This is a genomic window from Gluconobacter sp. Dm-74 (assembly GCF_018256135.1).
GTDB classification, from domain to species: domain Bacteria; phylum Pseudomonadota; class Alphaproteobacteria; order Acetobacterales; family Acetobacteraceae; genus Gluconobacter; species Gluconobacter cadivus.
This window is the reverse complement of the sequence record NZ_JAERLX010000001.1, coordinates 167,128-182,685: the sequence shown is the minus strand read 5'-3', so window position 1 is coordinate 182,685 and position 15,558 is coordinate 167,128. Positions and strand designations below refer to the sequence as shown.

Annotated in this window: 14 protein-coding genes; 6 read left to right on the top strand and 8 right to left on the bottom strand. The window is 60.6% G+C overall.

Annotated elements, in window-relative coordinates:
- Window positions 1–41: 41 nt before the first annotated feature.
- Complete coding sequence (locus JK208_RS00850) at window positions 42–623, bottom strand: DJ-1/PfpI family protein (protein WP_099285592.1); 582 nt, start codon at window positions 621–623, stop codon at window positions 42–44.
- A gap of 174 nt (window positions 624–797) precedes the next feature.
- On the opposite strand from JK208_RS00850, the gene JK208_RS00845 reads away from it, so the two are divergent.
- The 3 genes from JK208_RS00845 (at window position 798) to JK208_RS00835 (ending at window position 4,375) form a co-directional block, all read left to right on the top strand.
- Window positions 798–1,841 carry a cation diffusion facilitator family transporter gene (locus tag JK208_RS00845; RefSeq protein ID WP_211573998.1) on the top strand — a complete coding sequence of 348 codons (1,044 nt, stop codon included), beginning with the start codon at window positions 798–800 and terminating at the stop codon, window positions 1,839–1,841.
- 9 nt (window positions 1,842–1,850) lie between these two features.
- The gene (locus tag JK208_RS00840; protein ID WP_211573997.1) at window positions 1,851–2,744 is read left to right on the top strand and encodes a cation diffusion facilitator family transporter; all 894 of its coding nucleotides are present in this window, start codon (window positions 1,851–1,853) and stop codon (window positions 2,742–2,744) included.
- A 188-nt stretch (window positions 2,745–2,932) separates the two neighbouring features.
- Window positions 2,933–4,375, top strand: coding sequence for a chloride channel protein (locus JK208_RS00835; protein ID WP_408872096.1), 1,443 nt, complete (start codon window positions 2,933–2,935; stop codon window positions 4,373–4,375).
- Window positions 4,376–4,403: 28 nt separating this feature from the next.
- Here JK208_RS00835 and JK208_RS00830 read toward each other — a convergent pair whose 3' ends face one another.
- Window positions 4,404–5,198 (bottom strand): phosphatase PAP2 family protein, encoded by a 795-nt coding sequence (locus JK208_RS00830; RefSeq protein ID WP_211573996.1) that lies wholly within the window; start codon window positions 5,196–5,198, stop codon window positions 4,404–4,406.
- Window positions 5,199–5,325: 127 nt separating this feature from the next.
- Here JK208_RS00830 and JK208_RS00825 point away from each other — a divergent pair, with 127 nt between their 5' ends.
- Window positions 5,326–5,625 (top strand): SelT/SelW/SelH family protein, encoded by a 300-nt coding sequence (locus tag JK208_RS00825; RefSeq protein WP_211573995.1) that lies wholly within the window; start codon window positions 5,326–5,328, stop codon window positions 5,623–5,625.
- Here the strand turns inward: JK208_RS00825 and JK208_RS00820 are convergent, their stop codons facing one another.
- The 5 genes from JK208_RS00820 to JK208_RS00800 form a co-directional block, all read right to left on the bottom strand.
- Window positions 5,626–5,997, bottom strand: a complete 372-nt coding sequence (locus tag JK208_RS00820; RefSeq protein ID WP_211573994.1) for a response regulator — start codon at window positions 5,995–5,997, stop codon at window positions 5,626–5,628.
- A 25-nt stretch (window positions 5,998–6,022) separates the two neighbouring features.
- Complete coding sequence (locus JK208_RS00815; RefSeq protein ID WP_211573993.1) at window positions 6,023–8,092, bottom strand: HWE histidine kinase domain-containing protein; 2,070 nt, start codon at window positions 8,090–8,092, stop codon at window positions 6,023–6,025.
- Window positions 8,093–8,167: 75 nt separating this feature from the next.
- The gene (locus tag JK208_RS00810; protein WP_211573992.1) at window positions 8,168–9,208 is read right to left on the bottom strand and encodes a WD40 repeat domain-containing protein; all 1,041 of its coding nucleotides are present in this window, start codon (window positions 9,206–9,208) and stop codon (window positions 8,168–8,170) included.
- Complete coding sequence (locus tag JK208_RS00805; protein ID WP_211573991.1) at window positions 9,205–10,200, bottom strand: GTP-binding protein; 996 nt, start codon at window positions 10,198–10,200, stop codon at window positions 9,205–9,207. The genes JK208_RS00810 and JK208_RS00805 overlap by 4 nt, the downstream gene beginning before the upstream one ends.
- A 19-nt stretch (window positions 10,201–10,219) precedes the next feature.
- Window positions 10,220–11,551 carry an O-antigen ligase family protein gene (locus JK208_RS00800; RefSeq protein ID WP_349291949.1) on the bottom strand — a complete coding sequence of 444 codons (1,332 nt, stop codon included), beginning with the start codon at window positions 11,549–11,551 and terminating at the stop codon, window positions 10,220–10,222.
- A gap of 51 nt (window positions 11,552–11,602) precedes the next feature.
- Here JK208_RS00800 and JK208_RS00795 point away from each other — a divergent pair, with 51 nt between their 5' ends.
- Entirely contained in the window at window positions 11,603–12,601 is a 999-nt protein-coding gene (locus JK208_RS00795; RefSeq protein WP_211573990.1) for an aldo/keto reductase, read from the top strand.
- A gap of 5 nt (window positions 12,602–12,606) precedes the next feature.
- On the opposite strand, the gene JK208_RS00790 is transcribed toward JK208_RS00795, so the two are convergent.
- Complete coding sequence (locus tag JK208_RS00790; protein ID WP_211573989.1) at window positions 12,607–13,752, bottom strand: glycosyltransferase family 4 protein; 1,146 nt, start codon at window positions 13,750–13,752, stop codon at window positions 12,607–12,609.
- A gap of 60 nt (window positions 13,753–13,812) precedes the next feature.
- On the opposite strand from JK208_RS00790, the gene JK208_RS00785 reads away from it, so the two are divergent.
- A complete protein-coding gene (locus JK208_RS00785) occupies window positions 13,813–15,549 on the top strand; it encodes a bifunctional diguanylate cyclase/phosphodiesterase (RefSeq protein ID WP_211573988.1) in 1,737 nt (578 codons plus the stop codon).
- The last annotated feature ends 9 nt before the right edge of the window (window positions 15,550–15,558 follow it).

Sequence of the window (15,558 nt, the reverse complement as noted above, 5' to 3'; positions counted from 1 at the left end):
GATGTTTCGCCACAGTGTTGTGAACGCCGGGCGTAAATCCCTTACGGTGTGATCTGCGTGCCCAGAACCTTGAGGAACTGCCCGATCCAGGCCGGATGCGCGGGCCAGGCCGGACCGGTGACGAACTGGCCGTCCGTCACGGCGCCATCCATCGGGAGAGACTGGTACTCGGCCCCAGCGAGCAGCACTTCCGCACGGCAGGCCGGATAGGCCGAAATCTTCTTACCCTTGATGACGCCCGCCGCCGCCAAAAGCTGCGGACCATGACACACAGCCGCAACCGGCTTGCCGCTCTCAACGAATGCCCGCACCAGATCCAGCACGCTTTCGTCGGTGCTAAGCTGTTCCGGCGCACGTCCGCCCGGAATAATCAGTGCGTCGTAAGAATCTGCCGTCACGCCTGCATAGGTCGCGTTCAGCGTGAAATTATGGCCGCGCTTTTCGGTGTAGGTCTGATGGCCTTCGAAATCGTGGATCGCCGTAACGACCTGCTCCCCGGCCTTTTTGCCCGGCGAGACCACATCGACCTTGTGCCCGACCAGAAGCAGCATCTGGAACGGCACCATGATTTCGTAATCCTCAACGAAATCACCGGCGATGATGAGAATACGTTTTTCGGCCATCGTTTCCTGTCCTTCTTCACAATCACAGCCCTGAAGACTGTGGCCATTCTTCACCCTCTAACGACACCACGCTCCGCGCCGTTCGGCAATATCGTCACGTATGGGGATATAGAGATGGGACGGTCGCGTCACATGCGGTAAGGTTAGGCCTTCATTCTTGCAGCACTGGCCTCCATGACTTCAGATCCCCACCACGCCTGCGATCACGACCATCATGACACCGCGTCGCCGCATGATCATGCAGGACACGACCATGCGGACCATGCCCACCACGATCATGACCACGCGGATTGTGACGGGCACAGTCATGGCTTCGGATTCGGACACCAGCACGTCCATGCCCCGGCAAGTTTCGGCGCAGCCTTCGCCATCGGGATCGCCCTGAATACGGCCTATGTCGCCGGAGAAGCGCTGTGGGGCGTCTGGGCGCATTCGATGTCCCTGCTGGCGGATGCGGGCCACAACCTGTCCGATGTGCTGGGTCTCGCGGGCGTATGGCTGGCGCAGGTTCTGGCGACCCGCCCTTCGAGCGCACGCTTCACCTATGGCCTGCGCCGCTCCACGATCCTTTCTGCTCTTGCGAATGCCACGATCCTGCTGCTCGTGACTGGCGGCATCGTTTGGGAATCCGTGCTGCGCCTGTTTTCCCACGAGATGGTGCAAGGCGAGGTCATCAGTTGGGTCGCGCTGGTCGGGATCGCCGTCAACGCCGTCACGGCCCTGCTGTTCATGAAAGGCGCCTCGAACGATCTCAACATCCGTGGCGCTTTCCTGCACATGGCCGCAGATGCCGTCATGGCGTTCTCGGTCGTCATCGCCGGTCTGCTCATTTCCTTTACGGGCTATACGATCATCGACCCCATCATGAGCCTGATCGTCTCGGCCTCCATCGTCATCGGCACGTGGTCCCTACTCCGCCGTTCGCTGGATCTGGCGCTGGATGCGGTTCCGGCGGGGATCGATCCCGATGCCGTTCAGACCGCGTTGCTTTCCGTCGAAGGCGTGTCCGGGCTGCATCATCTGCATATCTGGGCCATGAGCACGACCGAAACCGCCCTGACCGTCCATCTGCTGTGCGATCCTGCACATCCCGTCTCTCCAGACCGGATCATCGCCAACGCCGCCGCGCTGCTGCGGACGCAGTTTGACATCGCTCATCCCACTTTCCAGCTTGAAACACAGCCCTCTGTCTGCGACACGCACCAGCCCTGCTGCTGAGGACGCGTCATGACATCAACCCGCATCAAGGTCGCCCGAGCCTCCATCGCGCTGAGCGTGGTGGTGCTCGCCATCAAATACGCGGCCTATGTGGTCTCGGGCTCAAGCGCCCTGCTTTCGGACGCGATCGAGACTATCCTGAACGTCGTGGCCGCTGTCGGAACGCTCTGGGCGATGTCCGTCGCGGCCCTTCCCGCCGATGACAACCACCCCTACGGCCACGGCAAGGCGGAATATCTGTCCGCCGTCCTCGAAGGCGTTCTGGTCGTCCTGACGGCGATCGGCATTCTGGTCATCGCCGTTCATGACTGGCGCCATCCCGAACCCATTCGCGCGCCCCTCTCCGGCGTGGCGCTGAACGCGCTGGCCGGGCTGGTCAATCTTGTGTGGGGCCGCATCCTGATCACGGTCGGGCGCAAACAGTCCTCACAGGCGCTTCAGGCCGCAGGCGAACATGTTGTTTCGGATGTCTGGGCGACCGTGGCACTCGTGATCGGCGTCTCGCTGATCCCGCTGCTCAAATGGGACCGCCTCGACGCCATTCTGTCCGGGCTGGTCGCTCTGAACGTTATGCGCGCCGGCTTCTCCATGATGAAGCATTCCCTGTCCGGCCTGATGGACGAAGCGCCGTCACCCGAACAGATGGAAGCAGTCAAGGCCGTGATTTCCTCCAGCGCAACCGGCGCGCTGGAAGCCCATGACCTCCGCATCCGCAAGGTCGGCGCCCTGTCCTTCGTGGAGTTCCATCTCGTGGTGCCGAGCGCCCTGACCGTGCATGACGCCCACGAAATCTGCGACCAGATCGAAGCCGCCATCCGCTCCGAACTGGGCCGCGCCTCCATCCACATCCATGTCGAGCCTGAAGACAAGGCCAAACATTCCGGCGTTCTCGTCCTGAGCTGAAGATGGCCAAAGCGGCGCTGACTGTGCGGTTTATGACACAGCCCGGAACGGATTCAGCCCCTCGCGCCTCATCGGCGGAGAACCCTTGACCCTCCTCCCGCGTTGGTGGCAGGTGCACATCATCAGCGCACGGGCCTGAACCGGGCGTATCCTCCACAGCCCGACCCTCCTTCCCGGACGTCCGAATATTGGCCGATACACCGCCTCCTTCTCCCGTTGCTGCTGTTCCCGCAGAGCCTCCGGCCACGGACGTACGTTCCTCTGCCCATGCCATGCGCCGCAAAGACCGCATTCTGCATCTGAAGCGTTCGGCACAAGTAACGACAAACCAGTGGCGCCGCACGGCGGTCTACTGGCTCGGCGCGGTTCTGGTCGGTATCGTGGCTGTGCTGTTTGCGAGAGTGGGCGACTGGGCGGCAAGTGTGCGCCATCAGATCATTGCCTGGCACCCTGCGGCCATGCTGGTCGTAGCCCCGGTCGGACTGGCGCTCATCACATGGGCCACGCGGACCATCTTCAAGGGCGCACAGGGCTCCGGCATCCCTCAAACAATCGCGACCCTGCACATCGAAAACGTTGCAGTCGTGGACCGTGTGCTGTCCCTCAAGACCTCGCTTGGTAAAATCCTGCTGACCTCGTTCGGCCTGATCTGCGGCGCGTCCATCGGGCGTGAAGGCCCGAGCGTGCAGGTTGGGGCGTCCATCATGCACGCCTTCTCGCGTCTGCTGGGACAGTCGAACATCGCCGCACGGCGCAGCATGATCCTTGCAGGCGGCGCAGCAGGCATGGCCGCGGCGTTCAATACGCCCCTCGCTGGAATCATGTTCGCCATTGAGGAACTCTCTCATTCCTTCGAACAGAAGACCTCTGGCCGTACCCTCACGGTTGTTGTCCTGTCTGGCGTCACGGCTATCGCCCTGATCGGCAACTACACCTATTTCGGCCATGCGGACGTGGACGTTCCTGTCGGCACGGCATGGATCGCGGTTCTGACCTGCGGGATTCTCGGCGGCCTTGCGGGAGGCAGCTTCTCGGCCATTCTCATCAAAGCCTCACGCGGCATTCCGGGGTGGGTCGGACACTTCGCCGCCATACGTCCGATCGCCTTTGCGGCATCCTGCGGCTTCATACTCGCTCTGATCGGCCTCCTTTCCAAAGGCGCGACCTACGGCACGGGCTACGATCAGGCCAGCGCCATTTTCAACGGCACCGAGCATTATCCGGCCTCGTTCTTCGTCCTCAAATATCTGGCGATGATCGTCTCGTACTGCTCCGGCATCCCCGGCGGCATGTTCGCCCCGTCACTCGCCATCGGCGCAGGAATTGGCGGCTGGGTGGAGCAGTTCCTGCCGCACACCACGCCCGGCGCGGTCGTCCTGCTGGGTACGGTGGCGTATTTCTGCGGCATGTCGCAGTCCCCCCTGACCGCAACCATCATCGTCATGGAAATGTGCGACAACCAGCAGGTTACGCTGGCACTGCTGGCCACGTCCTTTCTGGCGTTCGGTGTGTCAAAAATGATCTGCCCGCATTCGCTTTATAGCTGCCTCGCCGACCGCTTCATGGAAGCGAACGATCGCGGCGCCCATCACAGCCCGCCTCCCTCGGACAAGCAAAAACCGGCACCCTGATTTTTTCAGGAGTGCCGTCCGTCCCGCCTCAGGGTTCGCTGAGCAAAGAGTGCGTCGCAGCGTCCTGTTCTACCGCGCAACGTGCCGCATCGGGCGCGACCGGATGGACCTGCATCGCCAGCAGTTCACGCCGTGCCGCTGTCAGATCGTCCTGAAGGTCCGGATTGGCCAAAAGCGCATCCATCAGGGACGACGCGTTCAGATAACCGGCCTGAACGTCAGATTTCCAATGCGCGCCACACACGATCCGGCTTTCCCCGAACACCCGACCACGCTGAAGCAGCGCCGTGGCATGTTCGGGCATCAGATGTGCCAAAAGCAGCGCCATACCATATCCCGCCGTCGTATGGCCTGAAGGATAAGACGCGTGCAGCCCGAGCCCTTCAGGAGACGTGCAGATCGGCAGATTCGTGCCCACAAAAGGGCGCGTGCGGTGCCAGTATGTCTTGGCTTCGGACGTCCGGCGGCCAACGGCATGACGGATCCGTTCCAGCACCGTCGCCAGATGGGGCGCCTGTGCGAGGTCGAGATCGAACCCTGCCGCACACGAGAAATCCCGAACCAGATGCACCGGGTCCAGATCCGCGTCGCTCTGCGCCAGTTTCCAGCGCGGCGTGTCCTTCAGGGCGCGCGTGGCACGGAACACCCGGTCATCGTCAAGCTGTGCCGCGCTGCCTGCCACGGGAGGGGGCGCCAGAACAAGCCGCTCGTCCGGTGCCGCACTTTCAGGCAATGCCTCGTTATGCCGCGCTGACGGAGCACAGGCAGAGAGAACAGTCGCACATAAAAGCAAGGCAACAGGCAAACGAATGGCAGAACGCATGGACCGGAACATCCCGTCAGAGAGTAATAACCCATACCCTTAACGACGGCCGCCTCTGATGCGAAGGCTTTTCCGCATGAAGCCCTCATGACAGTATCCAAGCTCCAGAGCCCGACAGGATCGCCCCATGACGTCCACTGCGCCCCGCATTTCCATCCGCTACTGCACACAGTGCAACTGGCTGCTCCGTTCCGGCTGGATGGCCCAGGAACTGCTGTCGACATTCGGTCAGGCTCTAGGCGAAGTCGCGCTGATCCCCGATACCGGAGGCCGTTTCGAAATTCATGTGGACGAAACGCTGATCTGGGAGCGTAAACGTGACGGAGGGTTTCCCGGCCCGAAAGACCTGAAACAGCGCGTGCGGGACATCATCGCCCCCGACCGGGACCTTGGGCATACCGACCGCCCTTCAAGTCAGCAGTCCTGATCAGGTCATTGTCTCGAAAGTCTTTCTGACCTGATCGAGACTATAGGGTTTGGGAACAAACAGACCGCGTATCGGCAGTCGGACCTGATCTGCGGGCATGTCCGCGGATGTCAGGATGATTTTCACGGGGGGCCAGCGTTTGCGTGCAATTTCCGCCAGCTTCTGACCGTCTTCTCCATCAGGCAGATGAATATCGGCGAACAGGTAACGGATCGTCGGGTCTGTCTCAAGCAACGCAATGGCATCCGCCGTCGAACGCGCGCTCAGGGTTCTGAAACCGGCACTCTCGAAATAGTCTTCCGTCATCATGCGAATGAACACGATGTCTTCGACAATCAGGATGGTGGGCCGTGTCTCAGGGTCCTGGGGCATAAAAATCACAGGTCTCCGGTCAGTCTCAGAGTGTTGCGAGCGACAGGGTCGGCGCAGTCAGATCCGCACATAAACCCGTTGACGCGTAATGAAGTTCCGTTTTTCCGTGTCGGCCCAGTCCGGACCTGAGAAGACGGACGCCAAATCCGGTCCGCTTCGGCGCTGTAACGGGCGGTCCGCCTGTCTCCCGCCACTTCAGCGTCATCACGGCCTCTGCGCCCGTAATCGTCCAGCTCAGGGACACCTTTCCGTCCGGAACACTGAGGGCGCCATATTTCACGGCGTTGGTTGCCAGTTCGTGCAGCGCCATCGAAAAGGAGGTCGCCGTATCGGGTCCGAGCTTGAGAAACGGTCCGGACACCTCGACCCGCTCTTCAACGCCCAGCGGCGTCAGCACTCCGCGAACCAGACTGGCCAGATCGGTGGACTGCCAGTTCCGGCGCATCAGCAGATCGTGCGCCGCACTGAGCGCCACCAGACGGGATGTGAACGTTGCAAGCGGCCCCTGATCATCCACGTTCCGGAATCCCTGATGCGCAAGACTTTGGACGATGCTGAGCGTATTCTTGAGACGATGCAGGATTTCATGATTGACGATTTCCTGCCGCGCCTCGGCCTCCCATTCGTCCAGCGCCGTAAAAATCCGGTCAGAGCCTGTGCGGATGAAAGACGTCTCATCCAGCGTCCAGTCTCGTGGCGTGGCGCTATGGACAAACAGACAGCCCGTCAGTTCTCCATGATCCATTTTTGGAACAATGATCTGCGCCTCCACACCCAACGCGCGACAGGCCTCCTGTTCTTCCTCCATCCATGACGGATTGGAAAGATCGTCCAGAATGAGAACAGCGCCACTGCGAAGAAAATTGGAGGTACGGCGAAACGTCTGAAATGTAAAAACCCCCGAAATCGGCGGCACATCAGGGCTGCACCAGCCATGATCGATGGTGAAAACCTCATCACGCATTGTAATGGCCGCAAACCCGACACGCTGGACCTCAAGCCTGCGCCCGAGAAGTTCGCAGGCCTCTGTCAGCGCCTGCCTGCGGGTCGTGGCGGCACGCAGGGCATCCTCAACCGCGAGCAACGTGGTCAGACGACTGGTGGCGTTTTTCTCCGGGGTGATGTCCTGAAGCGTTCCGATCAGTCGGACCGGACGTCCGGTCGCGTCCCTGTCCAACACGCCCTGACGCAGAACCCAGCGCTCTTTGCGGTCATCATCCCGGACAATCCGGTACTCCAGTTTCAGGGGAGCAGAACCGTCCAGAAGTTCTGACAGAAGCGGAATCCGCGCCTTGTCATCCTCATGCACCCGCTGGGCCCATTGTGGTGCAGTCACGACTTCGGTGACGGGCATGCCGATAATACGACAGACTTCAGGAGAAACGGTGATGTCCCCACTGACCAGATCGTATTCATAAATACCCACGCCTCCTGCCGCGCCCGCAGCCTGATGGAGTGCATATTTTTCGCGCGCCTGCCGCCGTTCCGCTTCCGCCTGCCGGGCCTCTCGGGCAACACGCTTGCGACGGAGCTGTTGCGCAGCCAGTCGCCGTTCCTGTGCGATCGTCTCCCGACGCAGTTCCATCAGCCGCATGGTCTGCCGGGCCAGAGCGGCCAGGCCGTCATGCTCGCGCTGTGAAAGCCCCTGCGGACGTTTTTGCAGATCTACGACGCATAATGTCCCGAAAATCTCGTTGTCGGCTGTAAACAACGGATATCCCGCATAGAACCGCAGACCCGGCGCACCGCAGACAAGACTGTTCCTGCGCGTCTCCGGATCGGCCATCATATCGGTGATCACCACCGGCGCCCGACGAGCTATGACAGCCGCACATCCGGAATTTTCCAGCGCGCCATAGGTCTGATCGGTTCCGACACGCGCGGAAAACCAGAGCTGATCTCCATCCAGAATACTGACCAGTGCGATTGGCGTGCGGCATAATGATGCCGCAGCGATGGCAAGATCGTCCAGATCGAGATCAGAAAATGCTTCCAGGTCTCCGTAGGCGCCCAGCCCGGCAGAGTTGCCCGGTTGCACGGCGGACGATGATAGAGTCTCCAGATCCGCCTCCTGAACAGGAACCCTGTCCTGCATCAGACAGACATACCGCGTTTCCGCTCCAGCAACAATTGACCCGCTGCGTCAGTACGCATCGGGCACAAACATAGCTCAACCGCCGCTGGATAGATCGATTGCTGCCAGAACCCCGTCTTCCGTCCCGAAGGCCAGCGCGCCACCCTGCGGCGTAAAGCCCAGCGACGTCACCTTGCCGCGCTTCGTATCCTGTCCCGAGCACAGCGGCAGAACGCGCTGGTCCCCGCCGCCGATTTCCGCCAGAACGACCGTCCCGTCCTCATAACCCGCAGCGATGATGTCTTCCTTGGGATTGGGGCAAACCGCACTGACGAACAGACCCGGCAGCCGCGCCAGTTCCGCCGGAGCCTTGCCCATCGGGCCACCACCCGTAAACGGCCACAGCACAATCGCATCGGCTCCCGCCGTCGCAAGCCAGCGCCCGTTACGCGTGAAGCCCATGGACTTCACCTGCTTCGGATAGCCGCTCATACGCATATTGTGCCCGTCAGACAGGCGCCAGCCATGCAGATCGTTTTCCTGCATGGACGTCACCAGCGCCTCACCACCCGGATGGATGGCAATCGCAATATGGCTGCCCTTCCATTCGAACGGCCGCACGCTGTCGACCTTGGCCTGCACGAACCACATCGACACACCATTATAATGTGACGCCGCAATCCGCTTGCCCTTCGCATCGAACACGATACCAGTCACGGTGGAGGGATGTTCCAGAACCTTGAGCGTCTGGTGCCCTTCCGCCGCACGGACCTCGATCTGCTTGCCGGACGAAAACGCCAGATGATCTGTCGTACTGGCCACGCAGTCGATCCAGCGGCGCCCTTCGTGCAATACGTCCGTGCGCCCATCGGCAAAAGTCCGGACGAGCTTCCCGTCCTCACCGCCCGACAGGAACGAATCCGGCTCACAGCCCTGAGCCAGACATAACCCGCCGTCATGCACGGAGACGACCGTCCAGCTTTCCGCATCCCGCAGACGATCCCGCGGAATGAGAACAAGCTCCCCATCCACCGTCAGCGCCGCAAAGCTGCGCCCGTCGCGGGAGGAGACCACATGAACGATCGGGCTCTCGAACCGGCGCTCAGCACCCCGGTCCGCCAGAAGATCCTGCATCATACCGCAATGCAGCTTTCAAAGCCGCGCCGAAGCTGCGGGCGGTTCAGATTGCGCCCGATAAACACCAGACGGGACTCCCGACTCTCGCCCTCACGAAACGGGCCGATGAAATCCCCATCTGCCATCATATGCACGGCCTGAAATGCAAAACGGTTCTGCTCGCCCTTGAAATGCAGAATGCCCTTGGCCCGCAGAATGTCCGCGCCCTGCTCCTGAAGGATCGCTCCGATCCATGCCTGAAAACGGGGCTGGTCGATCGGCTCCTTGATGCTCAGGGAAATGCTGGTGATACCTTCCTCGTGGGAATGATGATCGTTCTCCAGAAAGTCCGGCATCGTCTTAAGCGCACGCGCCAGATCGAAGCCACCCCGGTCCAGAATATCCGTCAGCTTCACGCCGCCATGCTGCGCCTCATGGATCTGCGCCACGGCGTTGATCTTCTTCAGACGCGCCACGATGTCCTTGCGGCGTTCTTCATCCGCCAGATCGATTTTGTTCAGCACGATCACATCCGCGAAAGCGATCTGGTTGATGGCTTCAGGACTTTCATCCAGCGTTTCCATGACGTTGAATGCATCCACAACCGTCACGACCGCGTCCAGACGCGCCTTTTCGCGGAGGTTCTCGTCCACGAAGAACGTCTGCGCGACCGGGGCCGGATCGGCCAGTCCGGTCGTTTCGACGATGATGCCGTCAAACCGGTTCCGACGCCGCAGCAGACTACCCAGAATGCGGATCAGATCTCCGCGCACCGTACAGCAGATGCAGCCGTTGTTCATTTCGAACACTTCCTCGTCAGCATCCACCACGAGGTCGTTGTCGATCCCGAGTTCGCCGAACTCGTTCACAACAACCGCATATTTGCGACCATGCTCGGCCGTCAGGATATGATTGAGAAGCGTCGTCTTTCCGGCGCCAAGAAAGCCGGTCAGAACCGTCACGGGAACGGTTCCGGTTCGTGCGGGCGCAGTGTTGTCAGGGGTGCTGGACATAAGGCCTCCGTAATCTGCCTTACGATATAGGCCGGACCCCGTCCGCTTGAAACCCGTTCCGTATCGGCAAGCCCCGATAGGCCAGTGCCAACCCGAGCAGCAGGAACCCCCAGCCACTCAGCGGCAGGTTCAGGAAGTCCGACGTGGAGGCGATGGGCCATTCCTGAATCAGCACCGCCGCAAACAGACCGATCGCAATCGCATGGCCGTTCCGTCCCGGCCAGATCGCCTTCAGCCATGTCGCAATCATCAAGACGAACAGGATCAGCCCCGGCACTCCGGCATTGACCAGCGCCTGAAGATAATGGTTGTGCGGATGCTGCACACACAGATCCAGCCACCCCCTCTCGGGCACGGCCTCCGACAGTCCTGGCAGGCCATGAAAGGTGGACGGGTCTGAGCAGAAATGCCGGTAGGCGTCATAGCCCTGCCCGATCCAGGGGTGCGCCTGCGCCATCACGACCGCATGGGTGTAGATTTCCCCATAAGGCGACTGACCGAAATGCGTGAGCTGCTGCCGCGCCAGTGTCACGAGATGGAAAAAGCTGCCGGGCGAAAACACCCGCGCCACCAGCACCAGAACCGGCAGCATCGCCGCCGCCGCCAGCGCGGCCGGACGCATGGGCCGATACAGCAGCGCACACACCCCGATCCCCAGAAGCGAGAGCACAAGCGGCATCCGCTGCCCCGCCAGCACCATGATCCCGACGGCCAGAATTGTGGCAACACACAGTCCAAACGTCCGCATCAGACGACTTCGCGCCTTTTCCGCCACCGCACAGCCCACCATCAACAGCGGCAGGATCAGTCGGGACAATGGTGCAGCAGCACGGGGGTGCTCATACGGTCCCGTCAGCGTTCCGTCATGAAAGCGCGGGATTCCGAACAAATTGCGCCCGAACACGGCCTGAACCAGCATCTGCACGGCAATGTAAACCCCGCACGCACAGGTCAGCCACAGCACACGCCTGCGCCAGACCGCATCCCGGAGCAGCCAGCAGCCCAACGCAGCCGCCGCAAGTGGAAAACGGATCGCCAGCAGCGCCTGACCCAGCGCGCCATGTCCCGGCGATACCCACAGCGTGCACAGAACTTGCCAACTCCACCAGCAGAACGTGGCGATGACCCAAGGCTCCCGGAGCCAGTCCCACCCGCCCTCACGCCGCCCGATCAGCGAAGAATGGAGCAGCAGCAGAACAGCCAGAAGATCAAGATCGGCCTCACCTGCCACGCGCACATGCGTCAAGGCCAGAGGCAGGACCAGGGCGGCCCATCGGCCGATCCGGGTCACAGTGGAAGGAGAGAAGCGCATCTTAAGTGGATGGAAGGTTTCGGCTTCGCATGCAACCACTTACAGTCCGAAGCGCTTTTTCGTTACTGTCTATTTCGAGTGGAGACAATCATGGCATCCGACACCATCCTCATCCCCGGCATCGACACGCCCCTTTCCCGCGTCGCTCTTGGCACATGGGCCATCGGCGGCTGGATGTGGGGCGGCCCCGACGATGACAATGGCGTCCGCACCATTCATGCGGCCCTCGACGAAGGGATCAACCTGATCGACACGGCCCCGGTCTATGGTTTTGGCCATTCGGAAGAAGTCGTCGGTCGCGCCCTCGCCGAAAAGCCGAACAAGGCCCATATCGCCACCAAACTCGGTCTGCACTGGGCTGGCGAAGACGAAAAGAACATGAAGGTCTTCCGGGACTCCCGCCCAGCGCGCATCCGCAAGGAAGTTGAAGACTCACTGCGCCGCCTGCGCGTCGAGACGATCGATCTCGAACAGATCCACTGGCCCGATGACAAGACCCCCATCGACGAAAGCGCCCGCGAACTCCAGAAGCTCTATCAGGAAGGCAAGATCCGCGCCCTCGGCGTCAGCAATTTCTCGCCCGAACAGATGGACATTTTCCGCGAAGTCGCCCCGATCGCCACGATCCAGCCACCGCTGAACCTTTTCGAACGGACGATCGAAAAGGACATCCTGCCGTATGCCGAAAAGCACAATGCCGTCATTCTGGCTTACGGCGCCCTGTGCCGCGGCCTGCTGACCGGTAAGATGAGCCGCGACACGACCTTCCCCAAGGACGATCTGCGCTCGAACGATCCGAAATTTCAGAAGCCGAACTTCGAGAACTATCTCGCCGCCGTCGAAGAGTTCAAAAAACTTGCCGAAAAGCGCGGCAAATCGACCATGGCCTTTGCTGTCCGCTGGGTTCTCGATCAGGGGCCGGTCATCGCCCTGTGGGGTGCCCGCAAGCCTGAACAGGTCTCAGGTGTGAAGGACGTCTTCGGCTGGACCCTGACGGACGAAGAAAAGAAAGCCGTGGACGACATTCTGGCGCGCCATGTGCCGAACGCCATCGACCCGACCTTCATGGCCCCGCCCCAGCGGGACTAATTCTCTCAGGACTGCGGCTTCCGCCGGGCAAAAGCAATCGCCGCATGCCGCAGTTCTTCCACGCGACTGCGGGCCGCCCCAACATCGAACAGGGTCGCCCGTTCCCGCCCTTTTGCACCCAGCCTGACCCTCAGACCGTCATCGTCCATCAGACGGCTCAGGGTTTGCTCCAGTTCGCCGGGGGCGTCCGGTGCCGCCAGCAGCGCCGCGTCCCCGACCAGATCCGACAACGCGCCCACAGGAGACGCCACAACCGCCGCTCCACATCCCATGGCTTCCAGCGCGGTCATGCCGAAAGGCTCCTGCCAGCGGCTTGGCACCACAACGATTGCCGCCTCCGCCATCGCGGCTAGAACCGCCTCATGAGGCCGATACCCTGTCATCACGATCCCGGCAGCAGCCGCAAGAGGCCGAAGCTGCTTCAAATAAGGCGTCTCCGGAGAGTCTGGTCCAAACCTATCCGCCCCCATGATAACAGCCCGCCACCCCGGATAACGCGCCCTGATCTGACCCCAGGCGCGCACAAACGCATCCACACCCTTGTCCGCCACGACCCGCCCCGCAAACAGGACCGTCCTCTGCCTATCGTGTAAGACTGGCAGTGCGGACAGATCCAGACAGTTGGGCTGCATTTCAGTCCGGATCGGGCCGCAGCCTTCCCGGAAACGCTGGATGACCCAGTCCGAAACACCACAGACCAGCACATGTCGCGCCAGATCCTCACGCTGTCGGACCGACCGCGCGCCCCTCATCCCGCAGGGATCATTGTGCAGAACCAGACGCACCGGCCCAAACCGCGCCAGAAACCGGGCCAGATCCGGCCGGTTGTGAATTTCCGTGAGCGCTGGCCGACACGACCGCATCATCGCCACACAGGCAAAACGCAAACGCCACCCATGCGAAAGAGGAACCCTTGGCACGATTAACGGTTGATAACGACCGCCGGGTAAAGGCACGCCCACCGTCCCCCTTCCCGCGACGACATCTCCAGCGCCGGCAAGACGGCTCACCAGCAGGGAAATCGCCCCCGCATGACCTGCTTCGTAACGCTCGCGCGGTGGAAGAATGGTCAGGACTGGGGCCTGAATCGTGTCAAATTCGGTCTCAGCAACATTTTGTTGCAGTTTGAGCGATTCCTGACTGTCCGACATTTCCAGTTTCTTAACAGAAGCCAAGGCATCTTACATCGAGATTAACGGATGGAAATGATTGTGCGTATTTCCCAGAGAACAGGTCAGGAAGGAGAACGCCCCTGCGCGGACACACGCCTTCCGAAGACTGCGTCCCGGGAAAATATCAAAACACTCTTTCCGATTCACCATCTCGCCGACGCCTCCAGCGAGGGATTGGCCATTCTGTATCAGGGCCGGATCATTGAGGCCAACAGATCTCTCCTTTCCTGCCTCGGGACCGACCTCCAGAATTTCCCCCCGCTCGAAGAGATCCTTCCCGCCGCTCTAAAAGCCCTGCCGGACAATCAGTACCACTCCGGCCTTCTCATGACGCTGCAGAAAGAAACTATTCCCGTCCAGTTCAGACTGACTCCCCTTCGCCGAAACGACAAAGACTGTCTGGCGCTGGCCGTCACATTCCTCAGGTCTCTTTCTCCCGCCACAGACATTCTGCCTCCGGACTCTGCCCCGGGCCTGTGCAGCAGGACAGAGTTCGAGAGACATCTCGAAGACTTCTTCCTCAAGCATGCAGTGCCGCAAGCCGCAGGTATTCTCCTGCACGTCAACATCAACCGTTTCCGCACCATCAACGAGCGTTACGGCGCCAGAATCGCCAACGACCTTCTCGAAGCAATCGGACAACGCCTTCAGACATTCCTGAGCGATGACTGCATCGTTGTACGCTTCAGCAGCGACGAGTTCGGGATTTTCTGCCCTTTCCCGTACGAACAGCCCACTGAGGCCACACACTGGGCACAGATTACACGGGATATCTTTCACACCACGCTGCCCGTAGATGGACACAGAATCCACATCACAGCCAGTATCGGCTGCTGCCTGATTCCATTTGATACATACCGCTTCGAGACGGCCTGCCATTATGCTGAACTTGCCTTGAGCGAAGCCCGTCGTCTTCAGTCGCCAGACTGGATCAGCTTCAATCCTGTCATGCAGGCAGATGTCCAGCATCGCTGCGAAATGGAACATGACCTGCAACGGGCTCTCGAATCAAACGAGTTTTTTCTCGAATTCCAGCCTCTGATCTGCCTTAAAACAAACAGGGTCGAATGCGTCGAAGCCCTGCTTCGCTGGCAACACCCGGTCAGGGGTGTGATTGCCCCGAACGAATTCATCCCGGTTGCGGAAGACTGCAACCTCATTGTCCCGATTGGCCGCTGGGTACTGCTCGAAGCCTGTGCCCAGGCAAGCAGACTGCCGGAGCATATCAGGATCGCCGTCAATATTTCCGCAGTCCAGTTCGCACATGACGACATGTATGCAGCCGTCATCCAGACGCTTTTTCAGACGGGACTGGCTGCCGAAAGGCTCGAACTCGAACTGACGGAAAGCATATTTCTGGACGCTGTACAGCGCAATCTGGAAACCATGGGCAAAATCCGCGCTCTGGGCGTCAAGATTGTCATGGACGATTTTGGTATCGGATTTTCAAGTCTCAATTATCTACGCAGCTTTCCCTTTGACCGGATCAAGATCGATCGTTCCTTCATCCGAGACATGTTGAACGATCCACAGGCCCAGAGCATCGTCAGCGCCATCATGACGCTGGGACATGCCATGTCGATGGAAGTTATCGCCGAGGGTGTAGAAACCGCCGCCCAACTCGACATGCTGCGTCATACATCCTGCACGACGGCACAGGGCTTCCTGATGGGCCGACCTGCTCCTCTCGCAGATCTGTCAGCCTGTCCGGGGATGACCGATACGACCGTCATACCTCAGAAAAATGCCAGAATCTCAAGAGATCACCTATCCTGACACGTTCCG